This window comes from Kitasatospora sp. NPDC052896 (assembly GCF_044547075.1).
Classification (GTDB): domain Bacteria; phylum Actinomycetota; class Actinomycetes; order Streptomycetales; family Streptomycetaceae; genus Kitasatospora.
The window spans coordinates 16,717-38,092 of record NZ_JBITZU010000035.1; the positions used below are offsets into that span (position 1 = coordinate 16,717).

Below are 21,376 nucleotides of genomic sequence, written 5' to 3' on the forward strand. Positions count from 1 at the left end.
GATGAGCTGCCGGTTCCCCGGAGGCGTGGCATCACCGGAGGCGCTGTGGCGGCTGGTCGCCGACGGCGTCGACGCGATCGGTGAGTTCCCGGCCGACCGCGGTTGGCGACTGGCCGATCTGTACGACGAGGATCCCGACCGCCAGGGCACCTTCTACGCCCGTGGCGGTGGGTTCCTCACCGGCGCCGACCGGTTCGACCCGGCGTTCTTCGGGATCTCGCCGCGCGAGGCGCTGGCGATGGACCCGCAGCAGCGGCTGCTGCTGGAGACCTCCTGGGAGGCGTTCGAGCGGGCCGGCATCGACCCGGAGACGGTCCGCGGCAGCCGCACCGGCGTCTTCGTCGGCGCCTCCGCGTCGGGCTACGCCGGTGTGGCCGACCAGCTGCCGGACGGAGTCGAGGGCTACCTGCTCACCGGTAACGCGGCCGCGGTGGTCTCCGGCCGGGTCGCCTACACCTTCGGCTTCGAGGGGCCGGCGGTCACCGTGGACACCGCCTGCTCCTCGTCGCTGGTCTCGCTGCACCTGGCGGTCCAGGCGCTGCGCAACGGCGAGTGCTCGATGGCGCTGGCGGGTGGCGTGACGGTGCTCGCCACCCCGGACGTGTTCGTCGAGTTCAGCCGTCAGCACGGGCTGGCCACCGACGGCCGGTGCAAGGCGTTCGCGGCCGGCGCGGACGGCACCGGCTGGGCCGAGGGCGTGGGCATGCTGCTGGTCGAGCGGCTGTCGGACGCCCGGCGCAACGGGCACCCGGTGCTGGCGATCGTTCGCGGTAGCGCCGTCAACCAGGACGGTGCGAGCAACGGTCTGACCGCGCCGAACGGTCCGTCGCAGCAGCGGGTGATCCGGCAGGCCCTGGAGAACGCCCGGCTGACGGCGGACCAGGTGGACGCCGTCGAGGCGCACGGCACGGGTACCACCCTGGGCGACCCGATCGAGGCCCAGGCGCTGTTGGCGACGTACGGGCAGGACCGTGAACGGCCGCTGTGGCTGGGGTCGTTGAAGTCCAACTTCGGGCACACCCAGGCGGCGGCGGGCGTGGCCGGTGTGATCAAGATGGTGATGGCGATCCGGCACGGCGTGCTGCCGAAGACGCTGCACGTGGACGAGCCCTCGCCGCACGTGGACTGGTCGGCGGGCGCGGTGGAGCTGCTGACCGAGGCCACCGAGTGGCCGCTGACGGGTGCGCCGCGCCGGGCCGGCATCTCGGCCTTCGGTGTGAGCGGGACCAACGCGCACACCATCCTGGAGCAGGCGCCGGAAGAGACCGAGGACACCGAGCCTCCGGTGCTGCCTACGGTGCTGCCGGTGGTGCTCTCGGCCCACGACACGGGCGCGCTGCGGGCGCAGGCCGAGCGGCTGCTGCCGGTTGTCGGCGAGGCCGAACTCGGCGACGTGGCGTACTCGTCGGCGACGGGACGGGCGGCGCTGGGGCGTCGTGCGGTGGTCGTGGCGGGGGAGCGCGAGGAGCTGCTGCGCGGGCTGGGTGCGCTGGCGGCGGGGGAGTCGGCGGCGAACCTCGTCGCGGGCTCGCTGGTCGAGGGGCGACTGGCGTTCCTGTTCACCGGCCAGGGCAGCCAGCGGCTCGGCATGGGACGGGAGTTGTACGGCGAGTTCGCCGCCTTCGCGGAGGCCTTCGACGCGGTCTGCGCTGAGCTGGACGGGCACCTTGAGCGGCCGCTGAAGGACGTCGTCGCCGAGGGTGAGCTGATCCACGAGACCGGCTTCACGCAGCCGGCGTTGTTCGCGGTCGAGGTGGCGCTGTTCCGCCTGGTGGAGTCCTGGGGTGTGCGGCCGGACTTCCTGGCGGGTCACTCGATCGGTGAGATCGCGGCCGCGCACGTCGCCGGTGTGCTGTCCCTCGCGGACGCGGCGAAGCTGGTGGTGGCACGTGGTCGGTTGATGCAGGCGCTGCCGGCCGGTGGTGCGATGGTGGCGGTGCAGGCGGCCGAGGACGAGGTGCTGCCGCTGCTGGCCGGTCGCGAGGCCGAGTTGGGCCTCGCCGCCGTCAACGGGCCGACGTCCGTGGTGCTTTCAGGTGCGGAGCAGGCCGTGCTGGAGGTGGCCGGGCAGCTGGCCGAGCAGGGTCGCAAGACGAAGCGGCTCACGGTGAGCCACGCGTTCCACTCGCCGCTGATGGACCCGATGTTGGAGGAGTTCCGGGCCGTCGCGGAGTCGCTGGAGTTCCACGCGCCACGGATCCCGATCGTCTCCACCCTCGACCAGTCCGCCGACCTCACCACCCCGGACTACTGGGTGCGCCACGTCCGTGAGGCCGTGCGCTTCCGCGACGCCGTCGCGACCCTGGAGCGCGAGGGCGTCCGGACGTTCGTGGAGCTGGGTCCGGACGGGGTGCTCTCCGCGATGGGCCAGGACTGCGCCGGCACGGAGGACGTCGCGTTCGCGCCGGTGCTGCGTGCCGACCGTCCCGAGGTCCGCACGCTGACCACGGCGCTCGCCCAGGCGTACGTGCGCGGTGTCGCGGTGGACTGGTCGGCCGTCTTCGCGGGCACCGGTGCCCGCCGGATCGACCTGCCCACCTACCCCTTCCAGCGTGCACGGTACTGGCTGGAGGGCGGCACCTCGACGGGGGACCCCGCCTCCCTCGGGCTCGTCGCGGCCGGGCATCCGCTGCTCGGTGCCAGCATCGAACTCCCCCACTGGGACGGGCTGGTGTTCACCGCCCGGTTGTCGGTGCAGTCGCACCCGTGGCTGGCGGACCACGCCGTGCTGGGCTCGATCCTGCTGCCGGGAACGGCCTTCGTGGAGCTGGCGATCCGCACCGGCGACCAGGTCGGTTGCTCGGTGCTGGAGGAGCTGACGCTGGCGGCACCGCTGGTGCTGCCCGAGCACGGCGGCGTCCAACTGCGGCTGGCGCTGGGCGCGGTGGACGAGTCGGGCCGGCGCCCGCTGAGCCTGCACTCGCGCCCGGAGGACGCCCAGGCGGAGGAGCCGTGGACCCGGCACGCCACCGGCGTGCTCGCTCCCGACACGGCCGAGGAGCCGTCGTTCGAGCTGGCGCAGTGGCCGCCGGCCGGCGCGGCCGAGGTCGACGTGACGGACCTCTACGAGCGCCTCGCCGCTGTCGGCTTCGGCTACGGACCGCTGTTCCAGGGGCTGCGGGCGGCCTGGCGGCGGGCCGACGAGGTGTTCGCCGAGGTGGCACTGCCGCAGGACGCCCGCGACGGCGCGGCCTCCTTCGGCCTGCACCCCGCTCTGCTGGATGCCGCGCTGCACGCGGTCGGCATCGGTGACCTGCTCGCGGACACCGGACGCGGCCGGCTCCCGTTCGCGTGGAACGGCGTGACCCTGCACGCCTCGGGTGCTGCCGTACTGCGCGCGCGACTGTCACGCACCGGACCCGACGCGATCGCCCTGGAACTGGCCGACGAGTCCGGCCGCCCGGTGGCCTCGGTCGACTCGCTGATGCTGCGCGAGGTCTCCGAGGAGCAGGTGCGTGCCGCCCGTGGCGGGTTCACGGACTCGCTGTTCCGGGTGGAGTGGGTTCCGCTGTCGGTGTCGGCCGCGCCGGTCGGCCACTGGGCGGCGCTCGGCACCGACGCGCTCGGCTCGGGCGCCGACGCCTTCGCCGACCTGGCGGCACTGGGTGCGGCGGTGGACGGCGGCCTGGCCGCTCCCGACACGGTCCTCCTCGCCCTGGACACCGTCGATGCGACCGAGCTCGCCCCGACCGTCCGGTCCGCGCTGAGCGGTGTGCTCGGTGTGGTTCAGGAGTGGCTGGCGGACGCGCGGTTCGCCGCCTCCCGGCTGGTGCTGGTGACCCGTGGCGCGGTGGCCGCCGATGCCACCGGGGTCGACGACCTGGTGCACGCGCCCGTCTGGGGCCTGCTGCGCTCGGCACAGGCCGAGAACCCCGACCGGTTCGTCCTGCTGGACCTCGACACCCATGGCGCGTCCGGTGAACTCCTGGCCGGCGCGCTGGCGTCGGGCGAACCCGAACTCGCCGTGCGCGAGGGCATCGTGCGCGTGCCCCGGCTGGCCCGGACGCCCGGGTCCGACCCGGCGCCGGTGTTCGACGCTGACGGCACGGTGCTGGTGACCGGCGCGTCCGGGATGCTGGGCGGTCTGGTCGCTCGGCACCTGGTGGTCGAACACGGCGTGCGGAGCCTGCTGCTGGTCTCGCGGCGCGGTGTGGACGCGCCGGGTGCGGTCGAACTGGTCGCCGAGCTGGCCGAGTTGGGTGCCCACGCGATCGTCGCCGCGTGTGACGTGGCGGACCGTGACGCGTTGGCCGCGCTGCTCGCGGAGCACCCGGTGGCGGGCGTGGTGCACACGGCCGGTGTGTTGGACGACGGGATCGTCTCCTCGCTCACCCCCGAGCGGCTCGACACGGTGCTGCGTCCGAAGCTGGACGCGGCGCTCAACCTGCACGAACTCACCGACGGGCTGTCGGCGTTCGTGCTCTTCTCCTCGGCCGCCGGCACCTTCGGTGGCCCGGGCCAGGGCAACTACGCCGCCGCCAACGTCTTCCTGGACGCCCTCGCCGCTCGGCGCCGTGCCCAGGGCCTCCCGGCGGTCTCGCTCGCCTGGGGCCTGTGGGCCGAGGGCGCCGGGATGGCGGCCGGTCTCGGTGAGGGCGACGTCGACCGGATGGCACGCTCCGGCGTGCAGGGCCTCACCGCCGCCGAGGGCCTGGCGCTCTTCGACGCGGCCCTCGGTACGGACGCCGCGACCCTGGTCCCGATGCACCTGGACCTGGCCGCGCTGCGCAAGGACGCCGGACGTGAGGTCCTGCCGCTGCTGCGCGGTCTGGTCCGGGTCCCCGCCCGCCGGGTCGCGCGGGCCGGCTCGGCCGGCGGCTCGGAGCTGGCCGGTCGGCTGCTGGCGCTGCCGGCGGGGGAGCGGGAGGCCGCGCTGCTCGACCTGGTGTGCGGTCGGGTGGCGGCGGTGCTGGGTTACGCGGACGCGACCGCCGTGGAGGCGGGTCGGGCGTTCAAGGAGTTGGGCTTCGACTCGCTGACCGCGGTCGAGCTGCGCAACGAGCTGAACGGTGTGACCGGTCTGCGGCTGCCCGCGACGCTGGTCTTCGACTACCCGAGCCCGCTGGCGCTGGCCGCCTTCCTGCGCACCGAGCTGCTGGGCGACGAGTCCGAGACGGCGGTCGTGGCCGGTTCGGCCGCCGCCGTGGCGGTCGACGAGCCGATCGCGATCGTCGGGATGGCCTGCCGCTACCCGGGCGGCGTCCAGTCGCCGGAGGACCTGTGGCGGCTGGTCTTCGAGGGCGAGGACGCGGTCTCCGGCTTCCCGACCGGTCGCGGCTGGGACCTGGACGGTCTCTACCACCCGGATCCGGACCACCAGGGCACCTCCTACGCCCGTGAGGGTGGCTTCCTGCACGACGCGGGCCTGTTCGACCCGGCGTTCTTCGGCATCTCGCCGCGCGAGGCCATCGCGATGGACCCGCAGCAGCGGCTGCTGCTGGAGGTCTCCTGGGAGGCGATCGAGCGCGCCGGCATCGACCCGGCCGTGCTCAAGGGCAGCCGGACCGGCGTCTTCGCCGGCCTGATGTACCACGACTACGCCAGTGCGATCGGCGAGCTGCCCGAGGGCGTCGAGGGCTACCTGGGTACGGGCAACTCGGGCAGCATCGTCTCCGGGCGGGTGGCCTACACCTTCGGTCTGGAGGGCCCGGCCGTCACGGTCGACACCGCCTGTTCCTCCTCGCTGGTCGCGCTGCACTGGGCGATCCAGGCGCTGCGCAACGGCGAGTGCACGATGGCCCTGGCCGGCGGCGTCGCCGTGATGGGCACGCCGGAGACCTTCGTCGACTTCAGCCGCCAGCGCGGCCTGTCACCCGACGGCCGCTGCAAGTCCTTCGCGGACGCCGCCGATGGCACGGGCTGGGGCGAGGGCGCGGGCATGCTGCTGGTCGAGCGGCTGTCGGACGCCGAGCGCAACGGGCACCCCGTGCTCGCGGTCGTCCGTGGGAGCGCGGTCAACCAGGACGGCGCGAGCAACGGTCTGACGGCGCCGAACGGTCCGTCGCAGCAGCGGGTGATCCGGCAGGCCCTGGTCAACGCGGGTCTGACCGCCGACGAGATCGACGCGGTCGAGGCGCACGGCACCGGCACGACCCTCGGCGACCCGATCGAGGCGCAGGCGCTGCTGGCCACCTACGGTCGCGACCGTGCCGAGGACCAGCCCCTGTGGCTGGGCTCGATCAAGTCGAACATCGGGCACACCCAGGCCGCCGCCGGTGTCGCGGGCATCATCAAGATGGTGATGGCGATGCGGCACGGCGTGCTGCCGCGCACCCTGCACGTCGACCAGCCGTCGACGAACATCGACTGGTCCGCCGGTGCGGTGGAGCTGCTGACCGAGGCACGTCCCTGGCCCGAGACCGGTCGCCCGCGCCGCGCGGCGATCTCGTCCTTCGGCATCAGCGGCACCAACGCGCACACCGTCGTCGAGCAGGCTCCCGAGGCCGCCCAGCCGTCGGCGGTGGCTGCGGAGCCGGTGCGTACGGAGGTGCTGCCGTGGCTGCTCTCCGCGAAGAGCGCCGACGCGCTGCGCGCCCAGGCCGGGCGTCTGCGCTCCTTCGTCGAGGACCGGCCCGAGTCCGAACCGGCCGATGTCGCCTACTCGTTGGCGACCACCCGCGCCGCTCTGGAACACCGCGCCGTGATGGTCGCCGAGGACCGCGACGAACTCCTGCGCGCGCTGGAGGCGTTGGCTGCGGGCGATGCGGCGGCCGGCGTGGTCCGGGGCGCGGTGGCGCCGGGCAAGCTCGCCTTCCTGTTCACCGGGCAGGGGAGTCAGCGGGCCGGGATGGGTGCCGAGTTGTACGGCTCGTTCCCGGTGTTCGCGGTGGCTTTCGATGCCGTGTGCGCGGAGCTGGACCGGTACCTGGACCGGTCGCTGAAGGATGTCGTCTTCGCGGGTGAGCGGATCGACGAGACCGGCTGCACCCAGCCCGCGCTCTTCGCGGTCGAGGTGGCACTGTTCCGGCTGGTGGAGTCGTGGGGTGTGCGGCCGGATTTCCTGGCGGGTCACTCGATCGGTGAGATCGCGGCCGCGCACGTGGCGGGTGTGTTGTCGCTGGCGGACGCGGCGAAGCTGGTGGCGGCGCGTGGGCGGTTGATGCAGGCGCTGCCGGCCGGTGGTGCGATGGTGGCGGTGCAGGCGGCCGAGGACGAGGTGTTGCCGCTGCTGGCCGGCCGGGAGGCCGAGTTGGGCCTCGCCGCCGTCAACGGGCCGACGTCCGTGGTGCTTTCGGGCGCCGAGGCGGCCGTGCTGGAGGTCGCGGGCAAGCTGGCCGAGCAGGGTCGCAAGACCCGGCGGCTCACGGTGAGCCACGCGTTCCACTCGCCGCTGATGGACCCGATGCTGGCCGAGTTCCGTACGGTCGCCGAGGGTCTGACCTTCCACGCTCCCCGGATTCCGATCGTCTCGACGCTCGACAAGTCGGCGGACCTGACCTCGCCCGAGTACTGGGTGCGGCACGTGCGCGAGGCCGTCCGTTTCCGCGACGCGGTCCAGGGCCTGGAGCGCGAGGGCGTGCGCACCTTCGTGGAGCTGGGACCGGACGGCGTGCTCTCCGCCCTCGGTCAGGAGTGCGCCACCGCCGAGGGCACCGCGTTCGCGCCGGTGCTGCGCGCCGACCGTCCCGAGGTCCGCACGCTGACCACCGCCCTCGGCCAGGCCCACGCGCGCGGTCTGGCCGTGGACTGGCAGGCCGTCTTCGCCGGCCGGAACGCCCGCCGGATCGACCTGCCCACCTACGCCTTCCAGCACGAGTGGTACTGGCTGGAGTCCGCGGCCCCGGCATTCGGCGGTACTCCCGACCACGAGGTGGACGCGCGCTTCTGGGAAGCGGTGGAGCGCGAGGACGTCGACGCGTTGGCCGCCACCCTCGCGGTCGAGGACGGTGACGCGCTGGGCACGCTGCTGCCCGCCCTGTCGGCCTGGCGCCGGCAGAACCGCGACCGCTCCACCGTGGACGGCTGGCGCTACCAGGCCGGTTGGCAGCCCGTCACCGAGGCCGTCCCGGGTGTGCTGTCGGGCTCGTGGCTGGTGGTGGTTCCCACCGGCGCCGCTGAGGATGCCGCGGTGCTGGGCACGCTGCGCGTGCTGGCCGATCGCGGCGTGGACGTCCACCGAATCGATGTCGATGCGGCGGACGCCGAGCGCGGCCGGCTCGCCGAGCGCCTCCAGCAGGCGGCGGTGACCGGCGTGCTCTCCCTGCTGGCACTGGGCGAGGCGATGCCCCTTGCCGCCAGCCTGGCGCTGGTGCAGGCGCTGGGCGATGCCGGCATCGCCGCGCCGCTGTGGTGCGTGACGCGCGGTGCGGTGACGACCGGTCCCGCCGACCGGCTCGCCAGCCCCGAGCAGGCGCAGCTGTGGGGTCTGGGCCGGGTGGTGGCCCTGGAGCACCCGGAGCGCTGGGGCGGTCTGGTCGACCTCCCGGAGGCCCCGGACGATCGAGTGCTCGCCCGCCTGGTGGGTGTGCTCGCCGGCCAGGAGGACCAGGTCGCGGTTCGCGCCTCGGGCGTCCTCGCCCGCCGTCTGGTGCGCGCGCCGCGCGGGGAGGCGGGTCAGCAGTGGCAGCCGTCCGGAACCATCCTGGTCACCGGCGGTACCGGTGCCCTGGGCGCCGAGGTGTCGCGTTGGCTGGTCCGCGGCGGCGCCGAGCACCTGCTGCTCACCAGCCGGCGCGGTCCGGACGCTCCGGGTGCCGCCGAACTGTGCGATGAGCTCACCGAGTTGGGGGCCACCGTCACCGTCGCCGCGTGTGACGTGGCCGACCGTGACGCGCTGGCCGCGCTGCTCGCGTCGCTGGAGCAGCCGGTGTCGGCCGTCTTCCACACGGCCGGTGTGCTCGATGACGGCGTCGTGGACGGCCTGACCGCCGAGCGCTTCGCCGCCGTCGCCCGTCCCAAGGTGGACGCCGCCCGCAATCTGCACGAACTCACCGACGGACTCTCGGCGTTCGTCCTCTTCTCCTCGATCGCCGGCACGATCGGCAGCGCGGGTCAGGGCAACTACGCCGCCGCCAACGCCTACCTCGACGCCCTCGCCGAGCAGCGTCGCGCCGACGGCCTGCCGGCCACCGCCATCGCCTGGGGCCCGTGGGCCCAGGGTGGCATGGCCGCCGACCAGGCGCTGGCCGAACGCCTGCGCCGGGGCGGAATGCGGGCCATGGCACCGGAGTTGGGCCTGGCCTTCCTGCAGCGCGCGCTCTCCGTCGAGGACACCACGGTGGTCGCCGCCGACCTGGACTGGGAGAGCTTCGCTCCGTCCTTCGTCGCCGCTCGTCCCAGCCGTCTCTTCGACGGCCTGCCCGAGGCCCGTCAGGCGATCGAGCAGGCCGCCCCCGCCTCCGCCGCCGGCGGGGCCACCGCCCTGGCGCAGCGCCTGGCCGGCCTGCCCGAGGCCGAGCGGGATCGCGTGCTGCTCGACGTGGTGCGCGGCAACGTGGCCGCCGTGCTGGGTTACGGCGATCCGGAGTCCGTCGAGGTCGGCAAGGCGTTCCGGGAGCTCGGCTTCGACTCGTTGACCGCCGTCGAGTTCCGCAACCTCCTGGGCACGGCGACCGGTCTGGCGCTGCCCGCCACGCTGGTCTTCGACTACCCGACCACGGCCGCGCTGGCCGAGCACCTGCGCTCGGAGCTGCTCGGCGAGGCGTTGCCCGCCCTGGCCGCCGCCGCGTCGACCGCCGCCGACGACGAGCCGATCGCCATCGTCGCGATGAGCTGCCGTTTCCCCGGCGGTGTCGGTACGCCCGAGGAGCTGTGGCAGCTGCTCACCTCCGGCGCCGACGCGATCTCCGGATTCCCGACCGACCGCGGCTGGGACCTGGAGGCCCTGCTCAACGCCGGCGCCGATGACGCGCATTCGTCCCACACGGGTCACGGTGGCTTCCTCCACGACGTCGCCGAGTTCGACCCGACCTTCTTCGGGATCTCGCCGCGCGAGGCGTTGGCGATGGACCCGCAGCAGCGCCTGCTGCTGGAGACCAGCTGGGAGGCGATCGAGCGGGCCGGCATCGACCCGACCACCCTGCGCGGCAGCCGGACCGGTGTCTTCGTCGGTACCAACGGCCAGGACTACCTCCAGCTGGCGATGGACACCGCCGACGACCTCGCCGGCTACCTCAGCACCGGCAACGCGGCGAGCGTGGTCTCCGGTCGGCTCTCCTACACCTTCGGGCTGGAGGGCCCGGCGCTCTCCGTCGACACCGCGTGCTCGTCCTCGCTGGTCGCCCTGCACCTGGCCGTGCAGGCGCTGCGCAGCGGCGAGTGCACGATGGCGCTCGCGGGCGGTGCGACGGTGATGTCCTCGCCGGGGGCGTTCGTGGAGTTCAGCCGCCAGCGCGGGCTCGCCACCGACGGCCGCTGCAAGGCCTTCGCGGCGGCGGCGGACGGCACGGGCTGGGGCGAGGGCGTGGGCATGCTGCTCGTCGAGCGGCTCTCCGACGCCGAGCGCAACGGGCACCCGGTGCTGGCACTGGTGCGTGGCTCGGCGCTCAACCAGGACGGTGCGAGCAACGGTCTGACGGCGCCGAACGGTCCGTCGCAGCAGCGGGTGATCCGACAGGCGCTGGCGAACGCGGGCCTGGCGGCCGGTGAGGTCGACGCGGTCGAGGCGCACGGCACCGGGACGACCCTCGGCGACCCGATCGAGGCGCAGGCGTTGCTCGCCACCTACGGTCAGGACCGCGAGCACCCGCTGTGGCTGGGCTCGATCAAGTCCAACATCGGGCACACCCAGGCCGCCGCCGGTGTCGCGGGGATCATCAAGATGGTGCTGGCGATGCGGCACGGCCTGCTCCCGCAGAGCCTGCACATCGACGAGCCGACCCCGCACGTGGACTGGTCGGCGGGCGCGGTCGCGCTCCTCGCCGAGACCCAGCCGTGGCCCGAGACCGGCCATCCGCGCCGGGCCGGGGTGTCGTCCTTCGGCATGAGCGGTACCAACGCGCACGTCGTGCTGGAGCAGGCTCCCGTCACCGTGGACGAGCCGGCGCCGGCCGGGACCGCTGTGCTGCCGTTGGTGGTGTCGGCGAAGAGTGAGGCGGCGTTGCCGGGGCAGGCGGCGCGGTTGCTGGCCTTGCTGGGTGAGCGGCCGGAGGTGTCGCTGGCGGATGTGGGTCGCGCGTTGGTGGTGTCGCGGTCGGTGTTCGAGCATCGTGCGGTGGTGGTCGCGGGTGACCGTGACGGCGCGGTGCGTGGTCTGGAGGCGTTGGCCTCGGGTGGTGTGGCGGCCGAGGCTGTGCGGGGTGTGGCGAGTGGCGCTGGCAGGGTGGCGTTCGTCTTCCCGGGGCAGGGTTCGCAGTGGGCCGCGATGGCGGTGGAGTTGCTGGAGTGCTCCGCGGTGTTCGCGGAGCGGATGGGGGAGTGTGCGGCGGCGTTGGCGCCGTTCGCGGATGGCTGGTCGTTGTTGGAGGTCGTCCGTGGTGAGGCCGGCGATGGCTGGCTGGAGCGGGTCGATGTGGTGCAGCCGGTGTTGTGGGCGGTGATGGTGTCGCTCGCGGAGGTGTGGCGGGCGGCTGGGGTTCGTCCGGCGGCTGTGGTGGGGCATTCGCAGGGTGAGATCGCGGCGGCTGTTGTCGCGGGTGCGCTCTCGCTGGAGGACGGTGCGCGGGTGGTGGCGTTGCGCAGTCGGGCGATCGCCGGTGGTCTGGCGGGTCTTGGTGGGATGGTGTCGGTGGCGCTGCCGGTCGGGGCGGTGCGTGAGCGGCTCGTGGTGTGGGGTGAGGCGCGGGTCTCGGTGGCGGCGGTGAACGGGCCGTCGTCGGTGGTCGTCTCGGGTGAGCCGGCGGCGCTGGAGGAGCTGTTGGCCTCTTGTGAGGCGGATGGTGTGCGGGCGCGTCGGGTGCCGGTGGACTACGCCTCGCATTCGGCGCAGGTCGAGTCGATCCGTGAGGAGCTCCTCGGGGCTCTGGCGGGGATCGAACCTCGGGCCGGCCAGGTGCCGTTGTTGTCCACGGTGACGGGTGAGTTGGTCGATGGTTCGGGGATGGATGGTGAGTACTGGTACACGAACCTGCGGGCGACGGTGGAGTTCGAGGATGCGACTCGTGCTCTGCTGACCGAGCACGGCATCACGACGTTCGTGGAGGTCAGTGCTCATCCGGTGCTGGCGATGGCGGTGCAGGAGAGCATCGAGGACACCGGTCGGGACGCGGTGGCGTTCGGCACCCTGCGTCGTCAGGAGGGTGGTCTGGAGCGGCTCTTCGCCTCCCTGGCCGAGGCCTGGGTGCGTGGCGTCCCGGTCGACTGGCAGTCCTTCCTGACCCACGAGGGCACTCGCCGGGCGGACCTGCCCACCTACGCCTTCCACCGCCGGCGCTACTGGGTCGAACCGGCCGTGACGACCGGCGCGGCCGACGTCGCCTCGGCCGGCCTCGCCTCCGCCGAGCACCCGCTGCTGGGCGCGGCCGTCGAACTCCCCGACTCCGACGGGTTCCTGTTCACCGGCCGGCTCGCGCTGCGCACGCACCCCTGGCTGGCGGACCACGCGGTGGGCGACACCGTGCTGCTGCCGGGGACCGCGTTCGTCGAACTCGCCGTCCGGGCCGGCGACCAGGTGGGGTGCGGCCTGGTCGAGGAACTCACCCTGGAGGTACCGCTGGTACTGCCCGAGGAGGGTGCGCTCCAGCTGCGGCTGGTCGTCGGTGATCCGGACGGCTCGGGCCGCCGGTCGCTGAGCCTGTACGCGCGTCCCGACGAGGCGCCGACGGGCGAGCCCTGGACCCGGCACGCCAGCGGCACCCTGGCCGCCACCGCGACGTCCACCGCCCCTGTCGCGCCGCTCGACCCGACCTCCTGGCCGCCGGCCGGCGCCGTCGAGCTGCCGGTCGAGGGCCACTACGAGCGGCTGGCACTGGCGGGCCTGTCGTACGGGCCGGCCTTCCAGGGCCTGCACAGGGCCTGGCAGCTCGGCGAGGCGGTCTACGCCGAGGTCCGACTGCCGGAGGAGCAGCAGGCCGAGGCGGGCCACTACGGCCTGCACCCGGCGCTGCTCGACGCCGCGCTGCAGGCCCTGGCCCTCGCCCCCGCCGAGGAGTCGGCCACCGAGGAGTCGGCCACCGAGGACGAGCCGCAGGGCCGTCGCCCGTTCGCCTGGAGCGGTTTCACCCTGCACGCCGCCTGTGCCTCCGCGCTGCGGGTGCGGCTCACCCCGACCGGGCCGGACGCGGTCTCGCTGACCGTGGCCGACAGCGCGGGCGCGCCCGTCGCCTCGGTGGACTCCCTGGTGCTGCGTCCCGTCTCGGCCGAGCAGTTCAGCCGGGGCTCGGCGGCCGGTCAGCACGACGCGCTGTTCCGCGTCGACTGGACGCCACTGCCGTCGGCCTCGCCCACGTCGAACGGCTCGAACTGGGCCGTGCTCGGCGCCGATCACCTCAAGATCGGCCCGGCGCTCGAACTGGCGGGCGCGGAGCCCGAGTTCTACGCCGACCTGGCCGCGCTCAGTGCCGCGGTGGCCGCCGGTCGGCCCGTGCCGGACGCCGTCCTGGCGGCCTGCGCGGTGGAGCCGGCGGGCGACGGCCTGGCGGTCGACGTCCACGCGGCGACGCATCGGGCCCTCGCCCTGGTGCAGGGTTGGCTCGCCGACGACCGGCTCGAGGCGTCCCGCCTGGTCCTGGTGACCAGTGGCGCCGTGGCCGCCGGCCCCGGCGACCAGGAGATCGACCTGGTCCACGCCCCGATCTGGGGGCTGGTGCGCGCCGCCCGGATCGAGAACGAGGGTCGCCTGGTGTTGGTGGACCTGGACGACGACGAGGAGTCCCGCCGGCTGCTGCCGGCCGCGATCGCCTCCGGCGAGAGCGAGTTCGCGCTGCGCGCGGGCACCGTGCACGTGCCACGGCTGGCCCGGGTCGCCCGGCTCGCCGAGGACGACGCGTCGGCACGACCGGCGCCTTCCCGGGCCTGGGACCCCGAGGGAACCGTCCTGATCACCGGTGCCACCGGCGGCCTCGGCGCGCTGCTCGCCCGCCACCTGGTGACCGAACGCGGCGTCCGCCACCTGCTGTTGACCAGCCGGCGTGGCCAGGACGCGCCCGGCGCGGCCGAACTGATGGACGAGATCCGTGAGTTGGGCGCCGAGGTGGAGCTGGCGGCCTGCGACGTGGCCGACCGCGACGCGCTGGCCGCCCTGCTGGCCCAGCTGCCCGCCGAGCACCCGCTGACGGCCGTGGTGCACACCGCCGCCGTGCTGGACGACGGCGTGATCGGTGCGCTCACCCCCGAGCGGGTCGACCGGGTGCTGTGCCCCAAGGTGGACGCGGCGGTGAACCTGCACGAACTCACCGCACACCTGGACCTGGCCGCCTTCGTGCTCTTCTCGGCCGCCGCCGGCACGCTGGGCGGTGCGGGCCTGGGCAGCTACGGCGCGGCCAACGTCTTCCTGGACGCGCTCGCCCGCCACCGCCGCGCCCGCGGCCTGACCGCGGTCTCCCTCGTCTGGGGCCTGTGGGCCGAACGCCGGGGCATGGCAGGCCGGTTGAGCGAGGTGGACCTGGCCAGGTCGGCGCGCGGCGGGGTGCTCCCGATGACCGCCGAGCAGGGACTGGCGCTCTTCGACGCCGCGCTCACGGTGGCGGACGAACCGGTGCTGGTGCCGATGCACCTGGACCTGAAGGCGCTGCGCGCGCTGGCGGCCGTTCCCGACGCCCTGCCCGCGCCCTTCCGGGGTCTGGTGCGGACGCCGGTCCGTCGGGTGGTGCTGACGACCCCCGCCGGCGAGCCCGAAACGGTCGGCCTGGCCCAGAAGTTGGCCGGCCTGTCAACGGCCGAGCAGCAGCGGCAGGTGCTCGACCTGGTGCGCGACCACGTGGTCGCCGTGCTCGGCTACACCTCGGTGGAGCTGGTCGGCGCCGGGCAGGCCTTCCGCGAGCTGGGCTTCGACTCGCTGACCGCCGTCGAACTCCGGAACCGGCTGAACGAGGCCACCGGGCTGCGGCTGCCCGCGACCCTGGTCTTCGACCACCCGACGCCCGCCCTGCTGGCCGAGTACCTGCTGGCCGAGGTCGCCCCCGACAGCCGGCCGGCGGCTCCCCAACTGATCGAGGAACTCGACCGGTTGGAGGCCGTACTCGCCTCGCTCAGCGTGGACGACCACGCCGCCGTCGCTCCCGACGAAGCCGCCCACGCGCAGATCGCGGTCCGCCTGCAGACCCTGCTGGCGAGCTGGAACGCGGTCCGCGGCACCGAAGAGAGCGCGGACGCGGCGAGCATCGACGACGCGACCGACGACGAGATCTTCGACTACATCGACAAGAGGTTCGGCAGGGGCTGAGCGCAGCCACCGCACACCGTCCTCCACCACCCCGCCAGCCTTCACCCCGACGATCCGAATGGGCAGCGCTCCGATGGCCAATGAAGACAAGCTCCGCGAATACCTCAAGCGCGTGCTGAAGGACCTCGACGAGGCGCACACGCAGCTGCGCGACCTGGACGAGAAGGCCCGCGAGCCGATCGCGATCGTCGCGATGAGCTGCCGCTTCCCCGGCGGGGTGCGGAGCCCGGAGGAGTTGTGGCAGCTGGTGTCCACCGGCGGCGACGCGATCTCCGGCTTCCCGACCGACCGCGGCTGGGACGTCGAGGGGCTGTACGACCCGGACCCGGACGCCCAGGGCGCCTCCTACACCCGTGAGGGCGGCTTCCTGGCGGGGGCGGACAGGTTCGACGCCGCGCTGTTCGGCATCGCGCCGCGCGAGGCGCTGTCCATGGACCCCCAGCAGCGGCTGCTGCTGGAGACCTCCTGGGAGCTGTTCGAGCGGGCCGGCATCGACCCGCTGACCCTGCGCGGCAGTCGGACCGGCGTCTTCGTCGGCACCAACGGGCAGGACTACGTCCCGGTGCTGATGCGCTCGGCCGAGAGCTTCGAGGGCCACCTGGGCACCGGCAACACCGCGAGTGTGATGTCCGGCCGGCTCTCCTACACCTACGGCCTGGAGGGGCCGGCGGTCACCGTGGACACCGCCTGTTCGGCCTCGCTGGTCTCCCTGCACCTCGCGGTGCAGGCGCTGCGGACCGGCGAGTGCGCGCTCGCGCTGGCCGGTGGCGTCACGGTGATGCCCAACCCGGGGACCATCATCGAGTTCAGCCGCCAGCGCGGGCTGGCCGCCGACGGCCGCTGCAAGTCCTTCGCCGGTGCGGCCGACGGCACCAACATGGCCGAGGGCGTGGGCCTGCTGTTGGTCGAGCGGCTCTCCGACGCCCGCCGCAACGGGCACCCGGTGCTCGCCGTGGTCCAGGGCAGCGCGGTCAACCAGGACGGCGCCAGCAACGGTCTGACCGCTCCGAACGGCCCGTCCCAGCAGCGGGTGATCAAGCAGGCGCTGGCCAACGCCCGGCTGACCGCCGACCAGGTCGACGCGGTCGAGGGGCACGGCACCGGCACCACCCTGGGCGACCCGATCGAGGCCCAGGCGCTGCTGGCCACCTACGGCCGGCGCCGGCCCGAGGACCGGCCGGTGTGGCTGGGATCGGTGAAGTCCAACATCGGGCACACCCAGGCGGCGGCCGGGGTCGCGGGTGTGATCAAGATGGTGATGGCGATCCGGCACGGCGTGCTCCCGCGGACCCTGCACGTGGACGAGCCCACCCCGCACGTGGACTGGTCGGCCGGTGCGGTACGGCTGCTGACGGAGAATCAGGCTTGGCCGGAGACCGGCCGCCCGCGCCGGGCCGCGATCTCGTCCTTCGGCATCAGCGGCACCAACGCCCACGCGGTGCTGGAGCAGGCTCCGGAGGCCGGGGCGGAGGAGGTCGCCGCCGAGGTGACGGTGGTGCCGCCGGTGCTGCCGGTGGTGCTGTCGGCGAAGAACGACGCCGCGTTGCGGGCCCAGGCCGAGCGGCTGCGCTCCTTCGCCGACGATGTCGAACTCGTGGACCTCGCCCACTCGTTGGCGACGAGTCGGGCGGCGCTGGAGTGCCGCGCGGTGGTGGTGGCCGCCGACCGTGCCGAACTCGCGCGCGGCCTGGACGCGTTGGCCTCGGGTGAGCCCGCCGCCCGGCTGGTGCGGGGGACGGCGGCGGAGGGCAAGCTCGCCTTCCTCTTCACCGGTCAGGGCAGCCAGCGCGCCGGCATGGGAGCCGGGCTGTACCAGAGCCACCCGGTGTTCGCCGAGGCCTTCGACGCGGTCTGCGCGGAGCTGGACCGGCACCTGGACCGGCCGCTGAAGGACGTCGTCCTCACGGGCGAGCGGCTCGACGAGACCGGCTACACCCAGCCCGCGCTCTTCGCGGTCGAGGTGGCGCTGTTCCGGCTCGTCGAGTCCTGGGGCCTGCGGCCGGACTTCCTGGCCGGGCACTCGATCGGCGAGCTGGCCGCCGCGCACGTCGCGGGCGTGCTCTCGCTGGCGGACGCGGCCACGCTGGTCGCGGCGCGCGGGCGGCTGATGCAGCGACTGCCCGCCGGTGGCGCGATGGTGGCCGTCCAGGCGACCCAGGACGAGGTGCTGCCGCTGCTGGCCGGCCGCGCCGACGAGTTGGACATCGCCGCCGTCAACGGTCTGACCTCGATGGTGATTTCCGGTGCCGAGGACGCCGTGCTGGAGGTGGCCGAGAAGCTGGCCGCCGACGGCTGCAAGACCAAGCGGCTGACCGTCAGCCATGCCTTCCACTCGCCGTTGATGGACCCGATGCTGGCCGAGTTCCGCACCGTCGCCGAGGGCCTGACCTACCACGCTCCCCGGATTCCGATCGTCTCCACCCTCGACCAGTCCGCCGACCTGACCACCCCCGACTACTGGGTCCGCCACGTCCGCGAGGCCGTCCACTTCTCCGATGCCATGCGGACCCTGGAGCGCGAGGGCGTCCGCACCTTCCTGGAGCTCGGCCCCGACGGCACCCTGACCACACTCGGCCAGGACTGCGTCGGCGATGCCGCCTTCACCCCCGTGCTGCGCCGCGACCGCGCGGAGGCGGAGACCTTCACCAGCGCGCTCGCCCAGCTGCACGTGCGCGGGGTCGGGCTCGACTGGCCGGCGGTCTTCGCCGGTACCGGCGCCCGTCGGATCGACCTGCCCACCTACCCCTTCCAGCAGCGCCGTTACTGGCCGGAGTCGGCCGAGGACGCCCCGGCGACCTCGCACGCGGCCGCCGTGGACGAGCGGTTCTGGGCGGCCGTCGAGCGCGAGGACCTGGACGCGCTGACCGCGACGCTGGGCCTCGACGGCGACCAGCCGCTCAGCTCGGCGTTGCCCGCCATGTCCGCCTGGTTCCAGCGCCAGCGGGAGGAGCGGCTGAGCGCGACGCCGGTGGCCGTCGCCGACGAGGGCGTCATCGAGGCCGAGGTCCCGCTGCCCGTCCGGCTGGCGAGGCTCTCCCCGGCCGAGCGCGACAGCGCGCTCCTCGTCCTGGTCCGGAGCAGGGCGGCCATCGTCCTGGGTTACCCGGGACCCGAGGAGATTCCGCCGGCGCAGGCGTTCAAGGACCTGGGTGTCGACTCCCTGATGGCGGTCATGCTGCGCAACGGCCTGGCCGAGGCGACCGGTCTGTCGCTGCCCGCCTCCCTGGTCTTCGACCAGCCGACGCCGGCGCTGCTCGCGGCCCACCTGCGCGAGCAGCTGTTCGCCGACGGTACGAACTCGGCCGCCGCGGTGACCGAGGAACTCGACCGGCTGGAGGCCGCGTTGGCCGCGACGACCGCCGACGGCGTCACCCGTGCCCGCATCCAGATGCGCCTGCAGGCCCTGGCCGCCCGCTGGGGCGAGTCCCAGCAGCCGGCGTCCGCGGGCGCCCTCGACACCTCCGACAACCTGGTGGACGTCGACGACCTCGACGCGGCCTCCGACGAGGAGCTCTTCGCCTTCATCGACGACAGCCTCACCTGACCCCACCCGGCCGGCCGCCCCGGGCGGCCGGCCCGTCACCCACCGCCTCCGTGATCCCCGGCCCGCCGCCGGTCACGACCAGGGTGCCCGCCCCGTCACCTCATACCGCGGCCGGCAGCCTCCGGGCGATCGGCGCGGCGGCCTCGTCGCCGTACGAGCCGCGCAACCGCTCCAGCAGGTCGGCCGGATCGAGTCGGTACTCCTGGGTCCCCACCACCTCGAGGGCCAGGGTCGCCAGCACGCTGCCCAGTTGGGCGCAGCCGCGTTCGTCGAGGCCCCAGGAGAGCCCCGCCAGGTAGCCGGCCCGGAACGCGTCACCGACACCGGTCGGGTCGGCGATGGCGCGCGCGGTCACGGCGGGCACCGCGACGGGCGGACGATCCCGGTGCTCGATCGTCGAGCCCTCGGCTCCCCGGGTGATCACCCAGTGGCCGACGCGTTCGAGCACCTCTCGCGGGGTCCAGCCGGACTTCTGGGTCAGCAGGGCCGCCTCGTACTCGTTGGTGAACAGGTACGTGGCGCCGTCGACCAGGCTGCGCGCCATCTCCCGGTCGGCGCGGGCGAGTTGCTGGGACGGGTCGGCGAGGAACGGAAACCCCATGGCCCGGCACTCGTCGGTGTGCCGCAGCATCGCCTCCGGGTCGTTGGGGCCGATGACGACCATGCCGACGCCGCCCACCCGCTCGGCGACCGGCGTCAGCTCGATCTCGCGGGCCTCCGCCATGGCGCCGGTGTAGAAGGACGCGAGCTGGTTCTGCGCCTCGTCCGTGGTGCAGACGAACCTGGCCGTGTGCTTCGACGCCGAGATCCGGACGGATTCGGTGTCGACGCCGTGTCGGCGCAGCCACTCGCCGTAGTCGGTGAAGTCGTGTCCCGCGGCGCCGACCAGGTACGGGGTGAGCCCGAGCGACCCCAGCCCGAACGCGATGTTCGCCGCGACGCCACCGCGGCGGACCTCGAGCCCGTCGACCAGGAACGAGAGCGAGATCCTGTCGACCTGGTCGAGCAGGATGTGCTCGCTGAACTTGCCGGGGAAGCTCATCAGATGATCGGTGGCGATGGAGCCGGTCACTGCGATCCGCACGATACTTCTCCTCTCCTGTCGGGCTGGGACGCGGGGCACCGGGGGTCGCCCGGGTCACGCTGGTCCGCGCCAAGTCATCGGCAGACACGCTACCGTGCGTTCCGCGGCGGCTCCGGATGGTTCGGGTTTCACCGTCAGCGAAGTGACGGTTCATCAGTTGCTCCGACGAGCCGTCAACCCGGAACTGCGGACGGTCCGGTTCGACTCCGCCCCACCTCGCCGCGTCGGCCACGCCGCCGCCCACCTGCGGGTCCGGACCTTGGCGGCCGGGTCAAGCTGACGCAAGGGGCACTCCAGCGCACTGTCAAACATCCCGCAAGAGGGCCGTGACACGTTGTGGTGAGACCTTGACGGGAACACCACAGCCCGCTCGGTCGCGCACGCCGCCCTGTCCGGCGGCGTCCCGTTCTCATCCCTGGAGCGTGCATGCCCCTCGCACCGTCCTCCCCTCTCCTCGAGCTTCCCGCCGAGCGGCAGTCGGTCCAGGTGTCCGTGCACGCGCCGGATGCCGTCACCCGTGCCGGACTGCTCGGCGGCAACGACGGCACGCTCCACCAGCGGGTGTCCGCGCGGTGAGCACCGAGACCGCGCCGCGCGGACTGGCGCGCCTGGTGTGGCCGGGCGTGCCGCACGCCCCGGCGGTGGTGGTCAAGCTCGGCGGCAGCGCGCTGGCGGGGGAGGCCGTCCGGCAGACCTTCGCCCGGGACGTCGTCGCGCTGCGCCACGCCGGTTTCAGCCCCGTCGTGGTGCACGGCGGGGGACCGCAGATCGACGCGCACCTCGACCGGCTGGGGCTCGCCGCCACCTTCACGGCGGGCCTGCGGGTGACCACCGAGCAGATGATGGCCGAGGTCAGGATGGTGCTGGCCGGCCAGGTCCAGCGCGACCTGGTCGGGCTGCTCAACCGGCACGGTCCGCTGGCGGTCGGCCTGACCGGCGAGGACGCCCGGATCATGACGGCGGTCCGGCGTCCGGCGGTGGTGGACGGCCGGCCGGTGGACATCGGCCTGGTGGGCGAGGTGACCGAGGTCGACACCGGGCTGCTGCGCACGCTGCTGGCCGACGGCCGGATCCCGGTGGTCTCCAGCATCGCGCGCGGCGCCGGCGGCGGTGTCTACAACGTCAACGCGGACACCGCGGCCGCCGCGCTGGCCGGGGCGCTCGGCGCGGTGGCCCTGGTGCTGATGACCGACGTCGAGGGCCTCTACCTGGACTGGCCCACCCGCTCGCGGCTGGTCGACCGGCTCACCGCGGAGGAGGCGGAGGAACTGCTGCCCGAGATCGACGGCAGCATGGTGCCCAAGCTGGAGGCATGCGTGCGGGCCGTGCGCGCGGGCGTGACCCAGGCGCACATCATCGACGGTCGCTCGTCGCACGCGCTGCTGCGCCTCCTGCACGCCGGCGTCGGCGGCACGACGGTCAGCCGCTCGCCGGGGCAGCCAGGTCCTCCAGCGGCCCCGAGGTGGCGATGAGGTGCTCGCGGAGAGTG

Annotated in this window: 4 protein-coding genes and 2 pseudogenes; 5 read left to right on the forward strand and 1 reads right to left on the reverse strand. The window is 73.9% G+C overall.

Features of this window, described 5'->3' with window-relative positions:
* Positions 1-25: 25 nt before the first annotated feature.
* From ACIGXM_RS34955 to ACIGXM_RS34965, 3 genes and pseudogenes are all read left to right on the forward strand, one after another.
* On the forward strand, positions 26-15,259 hold the full coding sequence (locus tag ACIGXM_RS34955) for a type I polyketide synthase (RefSeq protein WP_396568164.1): 15,234 nt from the start codon (positions 26-28) through the stop codon (positions 15,257-15,259).
* 112 nt (positions 15,260-15,371) lie between these two features.
* Positions 15,372-18,209: pseudogene (locus ACIGXM_RS34960) on the forward strand (type I polyketide synthase); the annotation flags it as partial.
* A 141-nt stretch (positions 18,210-18,350) separates the two neighbouring features.
* Positions 18,351-18,803 (forward strand): annotated as a pseudogene (locus ACIGXM_RS34965) (acyl carrier protein); the annotation flags it as partial.
* Between the two features lie 100 nt (positions 18,804-18,903).
* On the opposite strand, the gene ACIGXM_RS34970 reads toward ACIGXM_RS34965, so the two are convergent.
* The gene (locus ACIGXM_RS34970; protein ID WP_396568148.1) at positions 18,904-19,887 is read right to left on the reverse strand and encodes a carbohydrate kinase family protein; all 984 of its coding nucleotides are present in this window, start codon (positions 19,885-19,887) and stop codon (positions 18,904-18,906) included.
* Positions 19,888-20,313: 426 nt separating this feature from the next.
* Between ACIGXM_RS34970 and ACIGXM_RS34975 the strand changes: the two genes are divergently transcribed.
* On the forward strand, positions 20,314-20,463 hold the full coding sequence (locus ACIGXM_RS34975) for a hypothetical protein (protein ID WP_396568149.1): 150 nt from the start codon (positions 20,314-20,316) through the stop codon (positions 20,461-20,463).
* Positions 20,460-21,359, forward strand: coding sequence for an acetylglutamate kinase (argB, locus tag ACIGXM_RS34980; protein ID WP_396568150.1), 900 nt, complete (start codon positions 20,460-20,462; stop codon positions 21,357-21,359). The genes ACIGXM_RS34975 and argB overlap by 4 nt, the downstream gene beginning before the upstream one ends.
* The last annotated feature ends 17 nt before the right edge of the window (positions 21,360-21,376 follow it).